The 20,296-nt window shown below is 66.7% G+C and carries 19 protein-coding genes; 5 read left to right on the top strand and 14 right to left on the bottom strand.

Going from position 1 to position 20,296, the window contains the following annotated elements:
* Positions 1 to 2: 2 nt before the first annotated feature.
* The 4 genes from EYS42_RS12690 to EYS42_RS12675 are packed head-to-tail and all read right to left on the bottom strand — an operon-like array spanning position 3 to position 4,217.
* A complete protein-coding gene (locus tag EYS42_RS12690) occupies positions 3 to 860 on the bottom strand; it encodes a M14 family zinc carboxypeptidase (protein WP_130968560.1) in 858 nt (285 codons plus the stop codon).
* Positions 860 to 1,432 carry a Holliday junction branch migration protein RuvA gene (gene ruvA / locus EYS42_RS12685; protein WP_130968559.1) on the bottom strand — a complete coding sequence of 191 codons (573 nt, stop codon included), beginning with the start codon at positions 1,430 to 1,432 and terminating at the stop codon, positions 860 to 862. The genes EYS42_RS12690 and ruvA overlap by 1 nt, the downstream gene beginning before the upstream one ends.
* On the bottom strand, positions 1,429 to 2,100 hold the full coding sequence (locus EYS42_RS12680; protein ID WP_130968558.1) for a response regulator: 672 nt from the start codon (positions 2,098 to 2,100) through the stop codon (positions 1,429 to 1,431). Before EYS42_RS12680 ends, ruvA begins: the two co-directional genes overlap by 4 nt.
* 17 nt (positions 2,101 to 2,117) lie before the next feature.
* Positions 2,118 to 4,217, bottom strand: coding sequence for a sensor histidine kinase (locus EYS42_RS12675; protein WP_130968557.1), 2,100 nt, complete (start codon positions 4,215 to 4,217; stop codon positions 2,118 to 2,120).
* Positions 4,218 to 4,394: 177 nt separating this feature from the next.
* Here EYS42_RS12675 and EYS42_RS12670 point away from each other — a divergent pair, with 177 nt between their 5' ends.
* The 3 genes from EYS42_RS12670 (at position 4,395) to EYS42_RS12660 (ending at position 7,057) form a co-directional block, all read left to right on the top strand.
* Positions 4,395 to 5,450: a PhoH family protein gene (locus EYS42_RS12670; protein ID WP_130968556.1), complete on the top strand. Its 1,056-nt coding sequence runs from the start codon at positions 4,395 to 4,397 to the stop codon at positions 5,448 to 5,450.
* A gap of 66 nt (positions 5,451 to 5,516) precedes the next feature.
* A complete protein-coding gene (gene ybeY / locus EYS42_RS12665) occupies positions 5,517 to 5,963 on the top strand; it encodes an rRNA maturation RNase YbeY (RefSeq protein ID WP_130968555.1) in 447 nt (148 codons plus the stop codon).
* 269 nt (positions 5,964 to 6,232) lie between these two features.
* Complete coding sequence (locus EYS42_RS12660; protein WP_130968554.1) at positions 6,233 to 7,057, top strand: hypothetical protein; 825 nt, start codon at positions 6,233 to 6,235, stop codon at positions 7,055 to 7,057.
* Between the two features lie 125 nt (positions 7,058 to 7,182).
* On the opposite strand, the gene EYS42_RS12655 is transcribed toward EYS42_RS12660, so the two are convergent.
* The 10 genes from EYS42_RS12655 to EYS42_RS12610 all read right to left on the bottom strand — a co-directional run bounded on the left by EYS42_RS12655 (position 7,183) and on the right by EYS42_RS12610 (position 18,859).
* The gene (locus EYS42_RS12655; protein ID WP_130968553.1) at positions 7,183 to 7,848 is read right to left on the bottom strand and encodes a hypothetical protein; all 666 of its coding nucleotides are present in this window, start codon (positions 7,846 to 7,848) and stop codon (positions 7,183 to 7,185) included.
* A gap of 97 nt (positions 7,849 to 7,945) precedes the next feature.
* The gene (locus tag EYS42_RS12650) at positions 7,946 to 9,016 is read right to left on the bottom strand and encodes a homocysteine S-methyltransferase family protein (RefSeq protein WP_130968552.1); all 1,071 of its coding nucleotides are present in this window, start codon (positions 9,014 to 9,016) and stop codon (positions 7,946 to 7,948) included.
* Entirely contained in the window at positions 9,013 to 10,065 is a 1,053-nt protein-coding gene (locus EYS42_RS12645; protein WP_130968551.1) for an EAL domain-containing protein, read from the bottom strand. The genes EYS42_RS12650 and EYS42_RS12645 overlap by 4 nt, the downstream gene beginning before the upstream one ends.
* A gap of 14 nt (positions 10,066 to 10,079) precedes the next feature.
* Positions 10,080 to 12,215: a putative bifunctional diguanylate cyclase/phosphodiesterase gene (locus tag EYS42_RS12640; protein ID WP_130968550.1), complete on the bottom strand. Its 2,136-nt coding sequence runs from the start codon at positions 12,213 to 12,215 to the stop codon at positions 10,080 to 10,082.
* 128 nt (positions 12,216 to 12,343) lie between these two features.
* Positions 12,344 to 12,622 carry a BTH_I0359 family protein gene (locus EYS42_RS12635; protein WP_130968549.1) on the bottom strand — a complete coding sequence of 93 codons (279 nt, stop codon included), beginning with the start codon at positions 12,620 to 12,622 and terminating at the stop codon, positions 12,344 to 12,346.
* 474 nt (positions 12,623 to 13,096) lie between these two features.
* Positions 13,097 to 14,416 (bottom strand): MFS transporter, encoded by a 1,320-nt coding sequence (locus EYS42_RS12630; RefSeq protein ID WP_130968548.1) that lies wholly within the window; start codon positions 14,414 to 14,416, stop codon positions 13,097 to 13,099.
* A gap of 1 nt (position 14,417) precedes the next feature.
* A complete protein-coding gene (locus EYS42_RS12625) occupies positions 14,418 to 15,677 on the bottom strand; it encodes an SAM-dependent methyltransferase (RefSeq protein ID WP_130968547.1) in 1,260 nt (419 codons plus the stop codon).
* Positions 15,678 to 15,749: 72 nt separating this feature from the next.
* A complete protein-coding gene (locus EYS42_RS12620) occupies positions 15,750 to 16,619 on the bottom strand; it encodes a DUF1365 domain-containing protein (protein WP_130968546.1) in 870 nt (289 codons plus the stop codon).
* Between the two features lie 17 nt (positions 16,620 to 16,636).
* On the bottom strand, positions 16,637 to 18,088 hold the full coding sequence (locus EYS42_RS12615; RefSeq protein ID WP_130968545.1) for an NAD(P)/FAD-dependent oxidoreductase: 1,452 nt from the start codon (positions 18,086 to 18,088) through the stop codon (positions 16,637 to 16,639).
* A 180-nt stretch (positions 18,089 to 18,268) separates the two neighbouring features.
* Positions 18,269 to 18,859 (bottom strand): glutathione peroxidase, encoded by a 591-nt coding sequence (locus EYS42_RS12610; RefSeq protein WP_130968544.1) that lies wholly within the window; start codon positions 18,857 to 18,859, stop codon positions 18,269 to 18,271.
* Positions 18,860 to 19,005: 146 nt separating this feature from the next.
* Here EYS42_RS12610 and EYS42_RS12605 point away from each other — a divergent pair, with 146 nt between their 5' ends.
* Positions 19,006 to 20,079: a MerR family transcriptional regulator gene (locus EYS42_RS12605; protein ID WP_130968543.1), complete on the top strand. Its 1,074-nt coding sequence runs from the start codon at positions 19,006 to 19,008 to the stop codon at positions 20,077 to 20,079.
* Positions 20,080 to 20,095: 16 nt separating this feature from the next.
* Positions 20,096 to 20,284, top strand: a complete 189-nt coding sequence (locus EYS42_RS12600) for a DUF2256 domain-containing protein (protein WP_130968542.1) — start codon at positions 20,096 to 20,098, stop codon at positions 20,282 to 20,284.
* Positions 20,285 to 20,296 lie beyond the last annotated feature (12 nt).

The following is a 20,296-nucleotide window of genomic DNA, read 5'->3' as shown; positions in this document are numbered from 1 at the left end:
CCTCACTCGGCGCCCAGGCGGTCGCCCATCCAGCGCAGCAGGTCGAGCCACATCTGGCGCATCTCGGCTTCTTGCGGGGTGCGGATGGCGCTGGGCAGCTCGATGGTGACCACGGGCACCTTCTTGTGCACGCCGCCATAGTTGCCCAGGCTGCCTGGGAAGATGCCGACCTGGTCGAGGTAGAGGCGGCCCAGGCGCTGGGGCGGCACGGCCGGCCCGTCGAAGTCGAGCACGCCATACGGCGCGTGCACCGACACGATCAGGTGGGGCTTCCAGCGCTCCATTTCCTCGTACAACCACCGGCTTTCAGGCTCGGACAAGGGCTTGGGGCCGGGGTAGCGCCGCGGGTCGTTGCGGGTCTTGTCTTTCCAGTACAGCGGCGCTTCCTTGTCCCAGTTGGGCGTGGGGAAGTTGCGGTTCAGGTCGACCCCGCGGGAGTTGGTGCGGGTGGGCACGTCGAGCAACATGCCGTCGGGGTTGAGCAGCGGCACGAAGCGCCAGTGCACGTTCGAAGGGGTGTCGATGGCATGGCCGATCCAGTGCAAGCTCAAGGCCGTGGCCGACAGCTCGTCACCATGGATGCCGCCCACCACCAGCACCTTCAGGCGGGCCTTGGGCGAGATCACGTCGCGCTGAAACAGCACCCGGTTCTGCACCGAGCGGCCGCCATTGGGCACCAGCTGGGAGCGGGCGCACAGCGCAGGCGTGACATTGGGCAGCTTGCGCACGAGGTCGGCGCAAAACTGCTGCACAGGCGTGGGTGCGGTCTTGGCGGGCACCACGGGCTTGCCGGCCGCACTGGCCAGCAGCGGCAGGCAGACGGCGAGCAGCACGCCCAGAGATCGGAAGGTCGGCAGCATCAGCGAGACAGGGCCTTGAGCGCGAGTTTGATGCCGTCCGACACCGACACGTCAGCCGGCAGGGCCTTGAGCGCCAGCTGTGCCTCCTTGTCGGAATAGCCCAGGGCCAGCAGGGCCTGCTGGATGTCGCCGTGGGTGTCGCCGGCCAGGGCGGTGGGCTGGGCCAGCACAGGCGCCAGCTTGCCCTTGAGTTCGAGCAGCAGGCGCTCGGCGGTTTTCTTGCCGATGCCCGGCACCTTGATCAGGCGGGCGGTTTCCTGCCCCGCGACGGCCTGCGCCAGTTCGTTGGCGTTCAGGCCCGAGAGCACGGCCAGCGCGATGCGCGGGCCCACGCCGCTGATCTTGATCAGCTCGCGGAAGCTCTCGCGCTCGGTGGCCGTCAGGAAGCCATACAGCAGCTGGGCGTCTTCGCGGACGATGAACTGGGTCAGCAACGTGACCTTCTCGCCCAGCCCGGGCAGGTTGTAGAAGGTGCTCATGGGCACCTGGACCTCGTAGCCGACACCACCGACGTCCACGAGGACCGAGGGTGGGGCCTTCTCGGCCAGCACCCCCGAGAGGCGAGCGATCATCGGCGGAACAGCCCCAGTCGTTGCGCTTCCAGAGCCGCTTCGGCGCGCGAGGACACGTTCAGCTTGCGGTAGATCTGCTTGACGTAGTCGGCGATGGTGTGGCGCGACAGGTTCAGCTGCTGGCCGATCTCGGGCAGGGTGAAGCCCTTGGCCACGCGCAGCAGCACTTCGTTTTCACGGTCGGTGAGCTGCACATGCGGCGTGACGGTGTCGATGTCCTGGCCGAAGTTCTGCGGCTGCAGGCGGGCCTGGGCCGTGAAGTACTGGATCACACGGCGGGCGATCGAGGGCGACAGCGGCGGCTCGCCCTGGGCGATGCGCTGCAGCTGTTCGGCCAGTTGCTCGCGCGACTGCTCTTTCAGCAGGTAGCCGAAGGCGCCCGCCTGCAGGGCCGGGAAGAGGTGGTCGTCGTCGTCGTGGATGGTGACCACCACCGACTGCACGTCGGGCTGCTTTTCGCGCAGGGCCTGGACCACTTCCACACCAGAGCCGTCGGGCAGGCCCAGGTCGAGCATGGCCACGTCAAAGCGCATGGCGCCCACCAGCTGCAAGGCGTCATGCACACGGGCGCATTCGCTGATCTGGCAGCCAGGGAAGACTTGCTGCGCCAGCGTCTTGAGCCAGGCACGAATCTCGGGCAAGTCTTCGAGCAGGAGAATTTGCTTCATGGCTGGAACCTCGGGAATCAATGGGGGAGAGCGGGATCGCTCCGCCGCTGGGGTGAAATGCTAGCACCGGGGGTGAGCGCCGATGCGACAGTTTCGGTCTCCAGTGGCAAAGTGAGACGAATGACCGTGCCAAAACCAGGGCCGGACTCGACCAGACACTGCCCGTTGAGCTGTTTGGCGCGGTGTTTCATGCTGGTCATGCCGTGGCCGCGGTCGAGACGACCGTCGAGTTCGAGCGGGATGCCCTTGCCGTTGTCCTGGATGACGACCTGGAAATCAGTCTCACCCACCTCGGCCGAAATGACCACGTGGGAGGCCTGGCTGTGCTTGATGATGTTGCTGACGGCCTCTCGGATGATGCGCGTGGTCTGCACATAGGTGCGGGCCGACAGGGGCTCGTCGAACACGTCCATCGGGTGGCGCCATTCCACCTCGATGCCGGCCTGCCCCAGGCGCGAGACCACCTCCGAACGCCAGTCGGCCAGCGCATCGGGCAGGCGCATGGCGCGGCCGGTCAGGCCCCGCACCGACAGGCGCATCTCGTCGAGGGCCTCGCGCGCCAGGGTCGAGATGCGATCGTTGTCGCTGGTGTGCACGATGGTCAGCAACTTGGCGCCAAGGTCGTCGTGCAGGTCGGAGGCGATGCGCTTGCGCTCTTTCTCGGCGATCTGCTCGACGCGCAGTTCGGCGATCTGGGTGAAGTTGCGCTCGATCTCGGCGCTGATCTCCTGCACACGGCGCTCCAGTTGCGCGCGGGCGCCTTCGGCCGTCTGCAGGGCCTTGGCGTACACCTGGATCAGGCGGAAGCTGACCACCGCGAACAAGATGGGCATGACGAAGTAGGTGATGTTCCAGCCCCAGGACTGCATCAGGCGGAACTGGAAGAACAGCTCGGTGCCCAGCAAGGCCGCAGCCACGCCCAGGGTGCCGCTCATGACCAGAAACTCGGCGCGGCGCGTGCGACCGGCGTGCCAGATGAAGTACCCCACCGAGGCCAGAACCTCCAGGGCCAGCACCACATACCAGCCCCGGGCCACGTCGAACAGCCAGTGGCTGTCGCGGGTGAGCCCCAGGCTCAAGGGCAGCAGAAGCAACTGGCCCACCAGCGCACGGTTCACCCACACCACTTCACGCTGCTCACTTTCGTGGTGCAGCCCATGACCGGCGTAGCCCAGGAGGAACTTGACGGCAAAGGCCGCCATGAGGGCAAACACGGTGGCAATCAGGACCTCGGCCCACGACCCCGACAGGGGCAGGTAAGAGAACCACAGGCGACTGGTGAGCGCGGCCCAGGTGAGCGTGAGCAGCCCGAAATGCCACAGATACGGCAAGCGACGCACCCAGGCCAGGCCCACGGCAAAGCCACCCAGCACCACCAGCACCCCGCCGATGATCTGAGAGATGGTGACAGCCCAGAACGACTGGCCGTCGGCCAGGCGGCGCAGAGCGTCCCAGTCACCGATGTGCACCGTGCCCATGCCGCCGGCGCGCTGGCGCGCCGTGACCTGTTCCAGCGGACGGCCCGTCAGGCGGATGTCGAGCTGGTTGTCGCCCGGGCGCAGCAGGAAGCTGGGCAGGCTGATCAGGTGAGGCTCATAGCACTGGCGCGACAGCAATTCGTCGGCGCCACCGGCGCGGTACAGCACCTGACCATTGAGTTGCACCTCGACGGCGGAGCAGGCACGTTCGAGGTAAGCGCCCAAGAGGGCCTTGCGGCCTTTCTGGCTGGCGTCGAAGTGGATGCGGTACCAGACGCTGCCGTTGTAGCCTGGTCGGGTGCGGGCCCATTCGTCGGGCAGAGGCACCACGCTGGACGTGTTCTGGATGGGAAAGGTGCTGGCCCCTCCCGTGGCCACCCAGGCAGCGCGTGCCACTTGCACGCCTTCCGCACGGGTGCTGTGGTCGCCAATGCTGTTGGCGCGGTTGAGCGCCACCACGCTCCAGCCCAGCACCCAGGCAATCAGCAGTCCCAACAGGATGCGGCCCAGGGCATTGAGCCGCAAGGTGGGCTCGTCTGACGCGGTGCGGCGCCCTCCTTCGGTCGATGGCGACGCGCTCAAGACCTTCAGGGGGGCCTGCAAGGTGGCCAACCAACGTTGCCAAGACGGCTGGTTCATGGGGAATGCTGCAATGCGCCAAGGTAGAAAAGCTATTTTCGCGCGAGATTTCGCACACCGAAGCACCGGGCAGGTGACAATTCGCAGGCCATCTTCATTCTTTTGGCGCCCATCTGACGCCTGAGCGGCACGATCCCTTCGGAATTGCCCTCAACCTGCGCCGCCCGCCCTGACACGATGCCCCTGCGACACGCCTTCACGCCGCCCGACAACACACGCCTGGCCCACCTGTGCGGCCCCATGGACGAGCACCTGCGCACCATCGAGGCCGCTTTCCACGTGACGCTGGCCCGTCGGGGTGAGCGCTTCCGCATCGAAGGGCCCCAGACCGCCGCTGAACAGGCCCTCGCGGTCCTGGAGTCGCTGTACGCCCGGGCACAGCGTGACGTACCCGCCGAAATGGTGCAGCTTGCGGTGGCGCAACAACTCAGCATGGCCGCCACCGCCAAAGCCGCGCGCGGCACACGCAAGGGCCTGGGACATGGTCTGACAGACCCCACACCCACGCCAGACGAGCCCGAAGGGCCCGTCCTGAACACGCGGCGCACCGACCTGCAAGGCCGCACGCCCAACCAGATCAAGTACCTGCAGAACATCCTGAGCCACGACCTGACCTTCGGCGTGGGTCCGGCCGGCACGGGCAAGACCTTCCTGGCCGTGGCCTGTGCGGTCGATGCGCTGGAGCGCAGCGCCGTGCAGCGCATCATCCTGACCCGCCCGGCCGTGGAAGCCGGCGAGCGCCTGGGCTTCCTGCCCGGCGACCTGTCGCAGAAGGTCGATCCCTACCTGCGCCCGCTGTACGACGCGCTGTACGACCTCATGGGCTTTGACCGCGTGGCCAAGGCCTTTGAAAAAGGCCTGATCGAGATCGCCCCGCTGGGCTTCATGCGCGGGCGCACGCTCAACCACGCCTTCGTCATCCTCGACGAAGCGCAGAACACCACGCCCGAGCAGATGAAGATGTTCCTGACACGCATCGGCTTTGGCACGCGCTGCGTGGTCACGGGCGATGTCAGCCAGATCGACCTGCCACGCGGCACACGCAGCGGCCTGATCGAGGCCCGCCACGTGCTCAAGCGCGTCAAGGGCGTGGGCTTCAGCCACTTCACCAGCACCGACGTGGTCCGCCACCCGCTGGTGGCACGCATCGTGGAGGCCTACGACCGCGCCCAGGCCCCGGTGCGCGACGACGCGCCGCGCCCGCCCGACACACCTGCCGAGCCGCTGGCCTGACCGGCCTGGGCCACGGCCCGCACCGCACGCCCCTTCGCTTCACGAGCATTTCAAGAATCCCACCGCATGAGCGCCCGCCCCACCCTGTCCCTGAGCCTGCAATTTGCCGACAAGCGCCACAAAGAGGCCCTGCCCCGCCACAAGGTGGCGCGCTGGCTGAGGGCGGCGCTGGACACCGACGCCGAGATCGCCGTGCGCCTGGTCGATGCCGAGGAGGGCCAGGCCCTGAACCGCGACTACCGCCAGAAGGACTACGCCACCAATGTGCTGACCTTCGACTACGCCAGCGAACCGGTGGTGATGGCCGACCTGATCCTGTGCAGCCCCGTGATCGAACGCGAAGCGCAAGAGCAAGGCAAGGACCTCGTGGCGCACTACGCCCACATGCTGGTGCACGGCGCCCTGCATGCCCAGGGCTGGGACCACGAAGACCCGGAAGAGGCCGAAGCCATGGAAGCGCGCGAGCGCGAGGTGCTGGCGGCGCTGGGGTTTGGTGACCCCTACGCCGACTGACAGGCACAGGGCGCCTGTGACCGGTTTCACACCCTGGCGTCATGCGACAAAAATGCGCGCGCATCAAAACATGCGTAACACGCCGAACAAGCGTTTGAAAATCCCCCTTCCCGCGTGAAAATCAAGGGGCACTTCGAAAATCGTGAATAGTTCACGCTCCCAAAGCCCCGCAAACAAGGGGCCCCGGGGAGCGACCCTGTGAAGGTTTCTGAGCCGGCTTGAAACAATTGAGCCCAAGCCAGACAGTTTTCTTCACAGAGGTCGCCCCGATGTCACAACGCAAGCACCCGATCTACACGCAGTACCACGCCCTGCAGGACATCACCGTCAAGGACGTTCGCGACATGTTCCGCGTGTTTTCGCGGTATTACGAATACACCTCGATGGAGCAGTTCGTCAGCGATCTGAGCCGCAAGACGGGCGCCTTCATCGTGCGCCGCAAGACCGACCATGCCATCGTGGGCTTTTCGACCCTGGGCATCTATGACCTGGACGTGGACGGCAAGAAGGTCAAAGGGTTTTTCAGTGGCGACACCATCATCGAATCTGAATACTGGGGCAGCCGCGCCATCAATTTCGAATTCGTCAAGCGCGTGGTGATCGAGGCTTTCAAACACCCCTTCACTCGCCAATACTGGTTCCTGATTTCCAAGGGCTACAAAACCTTCCTGCTGCTGACCCGCAATTTCCCGAACTATTACCCTCATCCGGAACATGAAAACCCCGAGATGAAGCGCATCACGGAAACCTACTGCGACACGCTGTTTCCGGGTTTCCTGAACCGCGACAAAATGGTGCTGGATTTCGGTGACGGCTACAACTGCCTGAAATCGGACGCCACGCCGATCACGCCCGAGCTGCGTCGTCAGGCCGACATCGCCTTTTTCGAACAGATGAACCCCGAGTGGGAGCGCGGCTGCGAGCTGCCCTGCCTGGCCGAAGTGGGCCTGGCCAGCATGTTCCGCGTGATCCTGCCCCAGGTGGCCAAGCTGGTGCTCAAGCCGGCCATGAAGCCGCTGGGTGGCATGGCCCGCCGCCTGCTGCGCCGTGGCAAGAACACCGAGCCCCTGCAGGCCCCGGTGGCCCACGGCTGAGCGCGGGCACGCCTGAAGGAGGAGGGTTGAACGGTTGCTGTGGAGAAGACGGAGACGGGCAGAGAAAAGACAAGGGGGGCCACTGGCCCCCCTTGCGCATGCAGGGCCCCGAAGGGCGCCATGCATCAATAGGTGTAGGTGAGCGCCACGCTCAGCTGCGGCAGGAACTTCATCTTGCCCACGCCATCGCGGATCTCGGCGGTTTCGGCGTCGATGTCGGCCTGGGAAATGGCGCCGCTGCTGAGATTCTGCACGTTGGTGTCCACCTTGACCTTGGCCTTGCCAATGGAGGCGCCGAGGTCAAAGGCGAAGCCCAGACCCTTTTCTTTGGCCTTGTGACCAAAGCCCACGCCCACGAAGGGCGTGACTTCGGGGAATTTCACCTGCACGTTGAAGAATTCGCTGCCGTTGGCCACGCGGCTGGCGTTGCCCACGGTGTAGGTCTGCCCGGCGATCAGCGAGGAGTTCAGGTCCACCTTGACCTGGTTGAAGGTGACACCGCCGGTCAGGCGAAAGCCGCTGCCCATGGGGAAGTAGTCACCGAACAGGCCAGCACGGCCGATCTTGACCTTGCCCTGGTAGTTGATGCCCTCTTCGGTGCCGTCCTTGCTGCGGCTGCCCAGGGTGGCGTAGTCGGCCCGCACCGTGACGTTGTCGTGCACGCTCAGGGCATACCCGGCGAACACGCCGGGGAAGCCCACGCCCACATAACCCTCACCGGCGGCCTGGGCACCGGTCACTCCCACGGCCAGCAGCAGGCCCAGGGCCGCCGCGTTCAGTTGCTTGTTCATGCAATCTCCTGAGTTGAGCGCCGGCAGCCCTTGCCACCGGTGAACAGCGATTGCAGCAAAGCGCCCGCGGCGCGTCAACGTGTCAAAGGGCGAAAAATCAGGCCAATTCCGTGAAAAAGCCGCGGGCACCTTCGTGCAGGCAACGAGGGCGGTAGCCGCCCACACGCCGAGCGATTTCGGCAATGTGCTCGGGCGTGGTGCCGCAGCAGCCACCCGCGATGTTCAGGAAACCCGCCTGCGCGAACTCTTCGACCAGGCCCCCGGTGACCGGCGGGGTTTCATCGAAACCGGTGTCGCTCATGGGGTTGGGCAGGCCGGCGTTGGGGTAGCAGCTGATGAAGGTGTCGCCCGCGATCTTGGACAGCTCTTCGATGTAGGGACGCATCAGGGTGGCGCCCAGCGCGCAGTTCAGGCCGATGGCCAGCGGGTGGGCGTGGCGCACCGAGTGCCAGAAGGCACTGACGGTCTGGCCCGACAGGATGCGGCCGGAGGCGTCGGTCACGGTGCCTGAGATGATGATGGGGAGGCGCTCGCCGGTGTCTTCGAACAGCTGGTCGATGGCGAAGATGGCGGCCTTGGCGTTCAAGGTGTCGAAGATGGTCTCGACCAGGAAGAGGTCGCAGCCGCCGTCCATCAGGGCCTGGGCCTGCTCGTAGTAGGCCTGGCGCAGGGTGTCGAAATCGACGTTGCGGGCCCCGGGGTCGTTCACGTCAGGGCTGATGCTGGCAGTCTTGGGCGTGGGGCCGATGGCGCCGGCGGCAAAGCGGGGCTTGTCGGGAGTGCTGTACTTGTCGCAGGCTTCGCGGGCCATGCGCGCGGCCACCTGGTTCATCTCGATGGCCAGCTCGGGCAGCTCGTAGTCGTCTTGCGCCACGGTGGTGGCGCCGAAGGTGTTGGTTTCGATGATGTCGGCACCGGCGGCCAGGTACTGCTCGTGGATCTCGCGGATCACTTCGGGCTTGGTCAGCTGCAGCAGCTCGTTGTTGCCCTTGAGGTCTTTGCCATGCTCGGCAAAGCGGGTGCCCCGGTAGTCGGCCTCGCCCAGCTTGTAGCGCTGGATCATGGTGCCCATGGCGCCGTCGAGCACCACGATGCGCTCACGCAGGATGTCGGGCAGCTGGGCGGCGCGGGTGTAGGGGCGGCGTTGGATGGGCAAAGGGGCAGTCATCCCGTGATTGTAGGAAAACTGCGAGACTGCGTGGCCGATCGGGTGATGGGGTGGGGCTCAAGGGCCGTGAGGCTCTGGGGAGACAGGCGCCGGGCGTCGGCGCTCAGGCCCTCGCGCAACCACATGGCCAGGTGACGGCCCGGCATGGCCTTGGCAAACAGATAACCCTGCAGTTCATCACAACCCATCTGGCGCAGGCGCTCGGCAAGGGCAGGGTCTTCCACGCCCACGGCCACGACGCGCAAGCCTGCGGCATGGGCCAAGCTGATGTCGGCCAGACGCGCAGGGTCGGGCGGTTCGCCGGCCAGCAACCGGCCGTCCATCTTGATTTCGTGCGCCACGCCGCTCCCCAGCCCCTGCAGCCAACCCACGGGCGACTGCCCGTCGTCCAGACTCAGGCGCACCCCGTCTTGGGCCAGGGCCTTGAGTCGCTGGGCCAGGCCCTGCTGCCATACGGTCGGGGCGTGCAGGTGGACCGCATCATTGAGCTCGAGTGTGAGCAGCTCGGAGCGCACGTGGTGCTGGGCCAGGGCCTGGGCCACCCGAAGGGGCAGGTCGGGATCGGCCACCTGCTGACGCGACAGGTTCACTGCCACCCCCACACGCCAGCCCTGGGTGTGCCATTCGGCCATCTGGCGACAGGCCTCGTGCAACACCCATTGCCCCAGGCGCGGCATGAGGTGATGACGCTCAGCCACAGCCAAAAAGGTGCCCGGGTCGACCCGGCCGATCACGGGGTGCTGCCAGCGCAGCAAGGCCTCAGCCCCGGTGAAGTGACCCTGTGCTGCCATCTTGGGCTGGTACAGCAGCGACAGACCCGCCCCGCCCCGGGTCAGGCACTGGGCCAGGTCATCGGCCAGGGCCAGGTCTTGCGCCAGCATCTGGCTGTCGGTGCCCAGGGCAGTGGGCGGCATCAGGGTGTCGCACGCATCGACTGTGGACGGTTGCCAGCGACGCTGGATCCAGCCATGCAAAGCGATCACGCCCCACATGCCGGCCACAGCGGCCAGCAGGGCCAGTGCGGGGTACCACCAGACGGGAGAGGTCATGTTGCACCTGACGATCAGACTGGGGTGAGGTCACCGAAACGCGATGAACGCCCCACGGCTTCTCGGATCCCCGCATCGGCGCTGCGCGCCTGGCGCTCGGTCTGCCAAGCCACCAGAGCCTCGGGCGGCATGGGTCGGGCAAACAAAAAGCCCTGGAGTTCGTCACAGCCCAGCTGGCGCAGGTGCGTGGCCTGCGTTTCCGTTTCGACGCCTTCGGCCACGACGCGCAGTTGCAGGGCATGGGCCATGTGCACCACGGCCTGCACGATGGCGCGGGAGCCTTCGGTACCGTCGTCCAGGTCTCGCACAAAGGATCGGTCGATCTTGAGCTGGGTGGCGGGCAGGCGGCGCAGGTAGGCCAGGCTGGAGTACCCCGTGCCGAAGTCATCGATCGACAGGTGCACCCCCAGACTGGCCAGCATGTCGAACATGCGCAATGAGGTGTCAAGGTTTTCCATGGCCACCGATTCAGTGATCTCAAGGGTGAGCAGTCGCGCCGGCACGTGGTGATGGGCGAGCGAACGCTGCACACGCTCGGCCAGGTCGGCTTGGCGGAGCTGATGCACGGAGACGTTGACGGCCACTGGGATTTCCTGGCCTGTGTCCATCCAGGCGCGCATCTGACGACAGGCTTCATCCAGCACCCATTGGCCCAGCTCGCCAATCAGCCCAAAGCGTTCAGCCACGGGGATGAATTCGGCCGGGCTCACAAAGCCCCGGGTGGGGTGCAGCCAACGCAGCAAGGCTTCGACGCCTCCCAGCTGCCCCGAATCGGCCACCAGCTTGGGCTGGTACTGCAGGCGCAGCTCGCCGCGCTCGACCGCGTGGCGCAGATCACGCTGCATGGCCACCTGGCCCTCGACCACCCGATCGATGCCCGGCTCATACAGGCACTGTGCCGCACCGCCGCCCGATCGGGCCACCTGGAGGGCCTCGCCAGCGTGCTGCACAAGCCGCTCGGGCTGGGGCTCGTCGGGGAACAGGGCCACCCCGATGGATGCACTGAGGACCAGGTCACCTGCATCGAGCACCAGCGGCTGGCGCACCAGGTCACCCAGACGCTGAGCCAACTGCGCCACGGCTGGACGGTCGCCCAGGTTGTGGACCAGCAGCAGGAAGTCTTCCCCCTCCACCCGGGCCACCAAGTCTTCGGTGCGCAACATGCCGCGCAGACGCGCGCCCACCTGCCGCAGCATGGATTCGGCCGCATCGTGCCCGTACAGGTCCAGCAGGGAGCGGAAGCCGTCCAGGCTGAGCAGCATCACCGCCAGGCGGTGCCCGCCTTGCTGCACGGCCTGCTGCAAGGCAACGTCAAATCCCGTGCGATTGGGCAGGCCTGTCAGTGAGTCGGTCAGGCTGCCCTGGGCAATGGTGCTGTGCGCCCGGGCCAGAGAATCCGTGAGCTGGCGTTCACGCGAACGCCAGCGCTGTTCCAGGATCACGGCCAACTGCAGCACGGCCATCATGATGAGCGCGCTGCCAGCGACCAGGGGCTGCACGGCTTCGGGTGGCAGGCTGTGATCACCCATGGACTGGCCGTCTGAGGGCCACTGCACCGACATCAGCAAGGCCCACTGCGCCGCACGGAACAAGGCGGACGCGCCCAGCGCTCCGGCCAGCCACCACCACCAGGGCACATCGGCATCGACCAGAGACTGTCGCCATACCCACACCGCGGCACAGGCCAGGGCCATCAAGACCCCGCAAACCGCCATGCTGGGCCAGACCCAAGCCACACCCGGACGCCAGACCGTGGAGGCGACCAACAGATAAGGCCCCATCAGCAAACCGCCCACAGCCAGCACCACGCACCCGATCTGCCCCAGCAGGTTGAGGCGGGGTTGGCTGCCCATCCACAGGGACACGCCCACGGCGCCCACGGCGGGCACCCACGCGGCACCGACCAGGGCCAGCAGGTGCCGGGTGCGGCCCTCAGGGGCCACAGCCAGCACCGTCAGCAAGGCTTCGGCCCACACCGCAGTGCCCAGCACCAGCGTACCCGCCAGCCACCAGCCCATGCCGGTGTCGCGGTCGGATGTGCGAATGCGCGCCGTCAAACGCGTGTGCAGGAACAGGGCGGCAGCCGCCATCAGCCAGGTCAGCCAGAAAGCAGACCGAGCCATCATCGGGGCCAGATCAAAATCGGACATTCAAGCTCCCGCAGCGCGCGACCCCTGCAGGCCACGCTCGCCTCACAGCGAACAAACGTCTTTCATGGCACATCGACGTCGGTGCGGAGTTCTTGATGTCTCACCCCCTCCGCAGGGGCGCTCGATGCTCAATGCATCACAACTGGATGGTGCGCCAAACCGGCATACATTTCCAGGTAGGCATCGAATTCCTCCACGCTGGGTGAACTTTCGATGAGGGCATCGACGCCTTCCTTGAACTGTTCGGCCAGTGCGCCTTCGATGAACAGTTCCTTGCGCGCGAACTTGTCGACGATCTCGTAGCCACCGCGAGTGAGCGACGACTCGTCACGACCGAGTGCCGCCTGCTCGGCCACCACGTCGATCTGGACCACCGCGTAGTTGTCTGAGTTGTAGAGCATGTGCATGGAAACGGTACTCCAAATCCGTGATCTGGTGGGTGACATGGGGGCGGCACCCCAAGCTTCAATCCATCATTGACATGGGTGTCGGCGGCGTCATCCCCCGACTTGAGTGCTGGCCCCACCGCCTCGGCACTGTTCGTGCCGGAATGCACGCCGCTGTCGTCCCACTTGCTGGGGGCTTCCCCCCTTGAGAGGGATGCGGGCGGGGGGGTGGTCGCTTTACATTGAGTACCGTTGCTGTCACCACGGGAACAGGGAGGATCGGAGGAAGACAAGCGGTGTGCCTCAGGCCTCTGCCAGCCGTCACAGAGCGCGGCGCAGAACCACCAAGAACAATCAGGCCACACACCGAACAAGCTCTGTGAACACGCGCTCCTCAGGGTCGAGCGCCATGCAAAGGTTCTTTGGCAAGGTTCTTTGCGCCCCCCGCTTCGGCGGGGTTTTTTTTGCCCGCTCCGCCCTTTCACATGGCGGCATTCACTCCAGCCCGGCCCGGGCCCACCAGCGCCACCAGGCCAGACCGGCCAGCAGTTTCAGGGCGCAGGGCAATGCGCCATACACCAGCGTGAGGTGCCACAAGGCTTCGGGTGACTGGGTGCCTGGCGTGTACCCCCACGCCTGCAAGGCGGGCAAGGCCAGGCCCGCGGCCAGCGCCAGGTTGAGCTTGGTGGCCAGCTGCCACCAGCCGGTGTAGATGCCCTCCTGGGGCACCGATGGCTGCGATGCGCCGGGCGCCCCCCGAGTCGCCAGCGACTGACGCTGCACCACCCCGGCCAGCAAGGTGGACGGCAAGGTCAGGTCAGCGCCGAGCATCAGGCCACTGGCCAGGCAGATCAAGGTGTAAGCCGTGGCGTCACCGGCCTCCAGGGTGATCACCGGGCCGAAACACAGCACATAACCGGCCATGCCCAGCACCCAGGCCCGCGACGGCCCGAACCGCTTCACGGCACGCAACCACAGCGGCACGCTGATGGCACCGGTCAGGAAATAGGCCCCCAGGAACACCGGCAGGGCCTCGGCCTGGTGCAGAACGTCCTGCACATAGAACATGACCAGGGTGGCGGGCACCGCATTGGCAATCCCGTTGAGCAGGAAAATGCCCAGCAGGCGGCGGAATTCGGGATTGTGCAGGGGGCTGAGCCAGTCGGCCCAGGTGAAGCCGGGGGTCGGGGCGCTTTCCGGCTGGCAGGGCGGGCGGGGGGCGCGCCGCAGCAGGGCCAGCGCCACCACCAGGCTCACACTCAGGGTGGCCGCCATCACGGCAGGCCCCAGGGTGGTGGCGATGCCGTTGGCCGTGAGCACCCCGGCCAAGGCCAGCCCCTCGCGCCAGGCCACCCAGCGGGCGCGGGCTGGCGCGTCACCGCCCATGCGGGCGCCCCAGGCCTGGTGGGCGATGGCACAGGCGCTGTACGCCCAGTACGTGAGCGTGAGGGTGAGTGCGCACCACACCAGGCGAGGCCCGGTGCCTTCGACCGGCGGGAAGAACACGGCCCACACCCCGGCGGCCAGCACCACCGCGGCCACGGCCATGCCGGCCCAGGGGCCACTGGCACGGGCCAGGCGGCTGTCGGCCCACAGGCCCAGCAAGGGGTCGGCCAGGGCGTCCAGCAAGCGACTGGCCAGCAGCACGAAGCCCAGGGCGGCCAGCGGCACACCCAGCGTGTCGCCATAGTGCGCCGGCAGGATCACGTACAGCGGCAGGGCCACGAAGGCCAGCGGATAGCCAAGGGCCCCGTAGCGCAGATGGCCCCGCCAGCCGGTCAGCTGCCCCGACTGTGGGCCCGACGACGCCTCCATGTCAGGCGCGTTCCAGCGTGTACTGCACGACGCTGGTGTTGCCCATGTCGAAGGCGGCCTCGCAATAGCAGAGGTAGAAATCCCAGATGCGGCCAAATCGCTCGTCGAAGCCCAGTTTCTGGATGCGCGGCTGGTGCTGGTGGTAGGCCACACGCCAACGGCGCAGGGTCTCGGCGTAATCGGGGCCGAAGGCCGCGGCATTGACCACCTTCAGGCCGGCGCGCTCGGCGTGCGCACGGAACTGGGCATCACTGGGCAGCATGCCGCCCGGGAAGATGTACTGCTGGATGAAGTCGGTCGAGCGGCTGTAGCGCTCGAACAGGTCATCGCGGATGGTGATGGTCTGGATGCAGGCCTTGCCGCCCGGCTTGAGCAGGCGCGACACGGTCTCGAAGTAGCCTGGCCAGTACGACTGGCCCACGGCCTCGAACATTTCGATGGACAGCACGGCGTCAAACGGTGCGTCGGAGATGTCGCGGTAATCCTGCAGGCGCAGGTCGGCGCGGTCGGCCACGCCATGGCCAGCCAGGCGTTCGCGGGCCCAGGCCAGCTGCTCGGTCGACAGGGTCACACCCGTGACCTGTGCGCCGCCTTCCAGCACGGCCTTTTCGGCCAGGGCGCCCCAGCCGCAACCGATCTCCAGCACGCGCTGGCCCGCCGGGCCACCGATCACGCCGGCCTCGGTCAGCGCGCGGCGCACCTTGGCGTGCTGGGCATCGGGCAGAGGCTTGTTGAGGTCTCCGTCGAACCAGGCACTCGAATAGTTCATGGTGCCGTCGAGCCACAGCCGATAGAACTCGTTGCCCAGGTCGTAGTGGGCGTGGATGTTCTTGCGGCTGTTGGCCTTGGAGTTGTGGTTCAGCAGGTGCTTGAGGCGGTACACCAGGCGCCCCAGCCAGCTGCCGTACACCACCTGCTCGATGGCCTCGCGGTTGGCGATCAGCACCTTCATCAGGGCGGTGAGGTCGGGGGTGCTCCAGTGACCGTCGATGTAGCTTTCGGCAAAACCGATGTCGCCCGACTTGAGCGCCGCGCCACACACATGCCAGTCGTGCAGGCGCAGGCCCGCGCGGGGCAGGTGGGAGGGCGGTTCGGCCTGACCAAATCGGGCCGTGCTGCCGTCAGGCCACTGCACATCGAGCGAACCGATCTGCATGCGTTGCAGCACCTGGATGACCACACGGGCGGCGGCCGGAGCCCGGGCCGGCAGGGCACGGGAGGCGACGTTCGAAACCGATTGATCGAGAGAGGTGGGGTTCATGGTCGGTAGGGGTGATCGGGCCAAAGGGGTTGACAGGGTGCAGCCCGCCACAAGGCGGTGGGGCCGACGAACTCAGGATGCATCACTTCGGGTGACAAAAGCGGCGGGCGGCTCGGGCTTTCGGTGAAAAGGCGTTCCTTTGAGCCATACGTGCAACGCCTGCCAGTGGATGCGCCAGACCACGGCCAGGGTCATGAGGGGCCAGCGCCAGAAGGCCTGACGGGCGCTGCGTTCGGTGAGAAGGGCCAGAGTGCCCGCCTGGCTGGTCTGCACCAGCGGGCCTTGCGCATCGTCGTGGTCCACACGCACCACCAGGCGCTCAGGCTGGTCGGCGCTGCCGCCCGTGCCCCAGGGGCCGGTGCGCATGAAGCGAAACCGGTAGCGGCCGCGCGCTTCGCAAAAGGGCGAAACATGGAACACCTTGGCCGCCCCCACCTCGGCGCCCAGCTTGAGGGCCGGGCCGTGCAGCAGGTAGGCGTGGCGCTCCCCGAAGGTGTTGTTCACCTCGACCACCACGGCGGCCAGGGAACGGTCGGCGCGGTGCACCCACCAGAAACTCACGGGTTTGAAGGTGAAGCCCAGCACCCGGGGAAAGGTCTGCAACCACACCTCGCCCCCCAGGCGGTCGGCCTCGGGCAGACCCGCTTCGAGCAACAGGGCGTCGAGCCAGGCGAGCGCGTCGCGCCCGCCGTGGCCGTGGTCGGTGTCATGGAAGCTCAGCAGGCCCCAGCGGTTGCGCCGCACAGCGGCCACGGGGTGACCGGCCAGCCTGCGCATGGGCAGCATCCAGAAGTAGTGGCTGTACTGGAAGGTGTGCGCGCGTGGGCGTGTGCGCGCATGGCGCACCGGGCCCGTGCCGATCAAGGGCTGTGGCAATGCGTGGGTTGGCAACGGGCTTTGCGCGCCGGTGTGCGCCGGGGTGCTGGGATGGGCCGGGTGCATCACCGCTCCTGCCGCCTTCACACGGTTTCCTGACGGGGCGCGGCACGACCTGCGTCGGCTGCCCCGACGGCGCGGGCCGGAGAATCTTCCACCAGGTAGCGATCGGCCAGGCGTTGCGCATCTTGCAGGGTGGTGCGGCCCAGGCGAGCCAGCAGGCCGCCTGCGGCTTCACGCCCTGATTTCAGACCGTCTTCGTGAAAGCCATAACCCGTCCAGGCACCACAGAACCACACGTGGTGTCGGCCCTGGATGCGCGGCAGCTGTTTCTGGGCCTGCACCGCGGCCAGGTCGAACACCGGGTGAGCGTAGTCAAACGAGGCCAGCACGGTGGCAGGGTCGGGCGCGCGCAGCGGGTTCAGCGACACCACCACGGGCTGCTCGAAGGGCAAGGGCTGCAGCACGTTGAGCAGGTAGTGCAGGCACACATGGTGCTGGTCATCGGCGTCGGGGGCCGCACGCTCGTAGTTCCAGGCCGCCCAGGCCTTGCGCTGCGAGGGCAGCAGCGAGGCGTCGGTGTGCAGCACGGCCACGTTGTCGTGGTACCGGATGGCACCCAGCACCGCACGCTCGTCGGCGGTGGCGCCTTCTCCCAGCAGGGCCAGGGCCTGGTCGCTGTGGCAGGCCATCACGACTTCGTCGAACACCTCGGGACCGTCGTCGGTGTGCACCAGCACGCCACCGTCGCCCCCCTCGCCCAGCCGCACCACGCGGCGGATGGGGGTGCGCAGGCGCACATCGGTCAGGCGCCGGGTCAGGCGCTGCACGTACTCGCGCGAGCCACCGGCCACAGTGAACCATTGCGGCCGGTTGTTCACCTGCAAGAGGCCATGGTTGTGGCAGAACCGGATGAGGGTGCCGATGGGGAACTGCAGCATCTGCTCGGTGGGGCACGACCAGATGCAGGCCACCATGGGCAGCAGGTAAGCATCGCGGAACTCGGGGCCGAAACGGTGCTCGGCCAGAAAATCGGCAATCGGCTGGGCCATGCGGCGGTCATTGCCCTGCACCGCCATGGCCGTGGTGACCTTGTTGAAGCGCAGCAGGTCGGACAGCATGCGCCAGAAGCGGGGCGACACCAGATTGCGCCGTTGGGCGAACACGGTGTCCAGGCTGGAGCCACACCACTGCAGGCCCGACAGCCAGCCGGCCACGCCCGACAGGCGTTGCTGCGCCTCGGGCACCTGCACTGAAAACGACATGTCAGATTTCGCCGTGGGCACTTCCAGCTCGGCGAACATCTCGATCAAATTGGGGTAGGTGCGCTCGTTGAACACCAGAAAACCGGTGTCCACCCCGTGGGTGACGGGGCGCCCCTCGGGCCCGGGCAGGGTGACATCGACCGTGTGGGCATGCCCGCCCAACCAGGTGCCCGCCTCGAACAGGGTGACCCGCGTGCCTCCGGCCTGTGTGAGCGCCAGGGCGGCGCCCATGCCGGCAATGCCGGACCCGACCACTGCGATGCGTTTCATCGAACCACCCTTTGCGTCATCCCTGCGAATAAAACACCGAAGAGCGCCCGGGGCGTCACACGGGGGGAGGAGGATCTGTCCACCCCGAGTTGTCCAGGTCAACGTTGTTCGCTGGACAGCTCTTCGGCACAAAACTGAGGACCACCCACGAACGAGCAGTCACAAATCATACGCAAGAGTTCACCCCTTGGATGCCAGGGCCTTCTCAATGTCCTTGATCAGGTCACGGTCATCCGGCTCTGTCAAGCTGGAATAGGACTTCACCGACTGACCGCTGCGGTCGATCAGGTACTTGTAGAAGTTCCACTTGGGCGTGGTGCCGCTGGCCTTGATCAACTCGGCGTAGAGCGGGTTGACCTGGTCGCCGCGCACGCTGCTCTTGGCGAACATGGGGAATTTCACGCCGTAGGTGTTCTCGCAGAACTCGGCGATCTGTTTGGCGCTGCCCGGCTCCTGGCTGCCGAAATCATTCGACGGGAAGCCCAGCACCACCAGGCCCTTGTCCTTGTACTTGCTGTGCAGGGCTTCCAGGCCCTTGTACTGCTTGGTGAAGCCGCAGTAGCTGGCGGTGTTGACCACCAGCACCACCTTGCCGCTGTACTGGCAAAGGTCTTGCGGCTTTTCGTCCTGCAGCCGCAGGAACGTTTTGTTCAGGATGCCTGAACAAGCACCCGACGTGGGCTCGGCAGCCTGGGCTGCACCGCCCCCCAGAACCGCTGCACCGATCAGGAAAGCCGGCAAGGCCGTGCGAAAAAACCTCGTTGCGCTCATGTGAACCTCGTTTGTCTTGGTCAAACAGGATGGTTTTGCGTATATTAGCCATGAAAGCGGTTTTGGACAAACCGTTTGTCCTGGGCGAATGCGGCGTATTCCCGGTCCAGACCGATGTTATTCCAAGTCTTGACGAACCCTTGACCATGGACACCACACTCAACCAACGCCCCCTGATGATGTCGATCGCCGCCGTCGAACGCGACACCGGCCTGAGCAAAGACACGCTGCGTGTGTGGGAAAGGCGTTACGCCTTCCCGCAGCCGGTGCGCGACGCCCAGGGCGAACGCTGCTACCCGCTCGACCAGATCGAAAAACTGCGCCTGATCAAGCGCCTGCTGGACGTGGGGCACCGTCCCAGCCGCCTGGTGGGCCTGCCCATGGACGATCTGCAGGCGCTGTCCGAGCGCAGCGCCGACGCCCAGGGGCTGTCGGGCCCCACGCGTCGCCGGGGGCCAGGACGCACGGAGGCCGACACCGACTACACCGAGGCCGTGCCCCGCAACGGGCGCGCGCACTTGCTGTCGTGTGACTCGGCGCCCACCTGGAACGAACGCAGCCAGGCCGACCAGCCACACCCCTGGGTGGACCTGTGCCTGGCGCATGTCGACAAGCACGACCCGCTGGCCCTGCGCACCGACTTGGCCCGTGGCCTGAGCCACCTGGGCCTGGCCCGCTTCATTGCCGAGCTGGCCTCGCCCCTGCTGGTGGCCATCGGCAACGGCTGGCTGCGCGGGCGCTTCCAGATCTACCAGGAACACTGGGTGAGCCACTACGTGCAGCAAACCCTGCACGCGGCCATCCAAGCCTTCCCCCTGCCCCGGGCGGCGGTCACCCCGCGCGTGCTGTTGTCCACCCTGCCGGGTGAACACCACAGCCTGGGCCTGCTGATGGTGGAGAGCTGGCTGTGCCTGGAAGAAGCCCAGCCCATCAACCTGGGCCCGCAAACCCCCATGTGGGACCTGGTGCACGCCGTGCAGACCTGCCAGGCCGACGTGGTGGCGCTGAGCTTTTCGCCGCATGCCCCGCCCCAGATGATCCAGGACGGCCTGTCCGACCTGCGCAGCAAGCTGCCCAGCAAGGTCGAGCTGTGGGTGGGCGGCTCGCACCCCATGCTGCAGCGCAAACCACCCGAAGGCGTGCAGGTCATCCATGACATGAGCGGCCTGAGCTCGGCCATCGCGCTGTGGCGGGCCCGTCATGGGCAACCGCGGCCCTGAGCGATGATGGCGGCCCATGCCTGACGCCCGACGCCCCGCCGTGCGGGGCCTGAAAGCCCACCTGCCGCACAAGCTGTGTCAGCACTGCCAGCGCCCCATGGCCTGGCGCAAGGCCTGGGCGCGGTGCTGGGACGAGGTGCGCCACTGCAGCGAACGCTGCAAGCGCGAGGCGCGCGCCACGTCCAGCCCACCCCGAGCCCCCTGAACCCTCGGTGCG

This window comes from Aquabacterium lacunae (genome assembly GCF_004310865.1).
Classification (GTDB): domain Bacteria; phylum Pseudomonadota; class Gammaproteobacteria; order Burkholderiales; family Burkholderiaceae_C; genus Aquabacterium; species Aquabacterium lacunae.
This window is presented reverse-complemented; position numbering and strand designations above follow the sequence as displayed.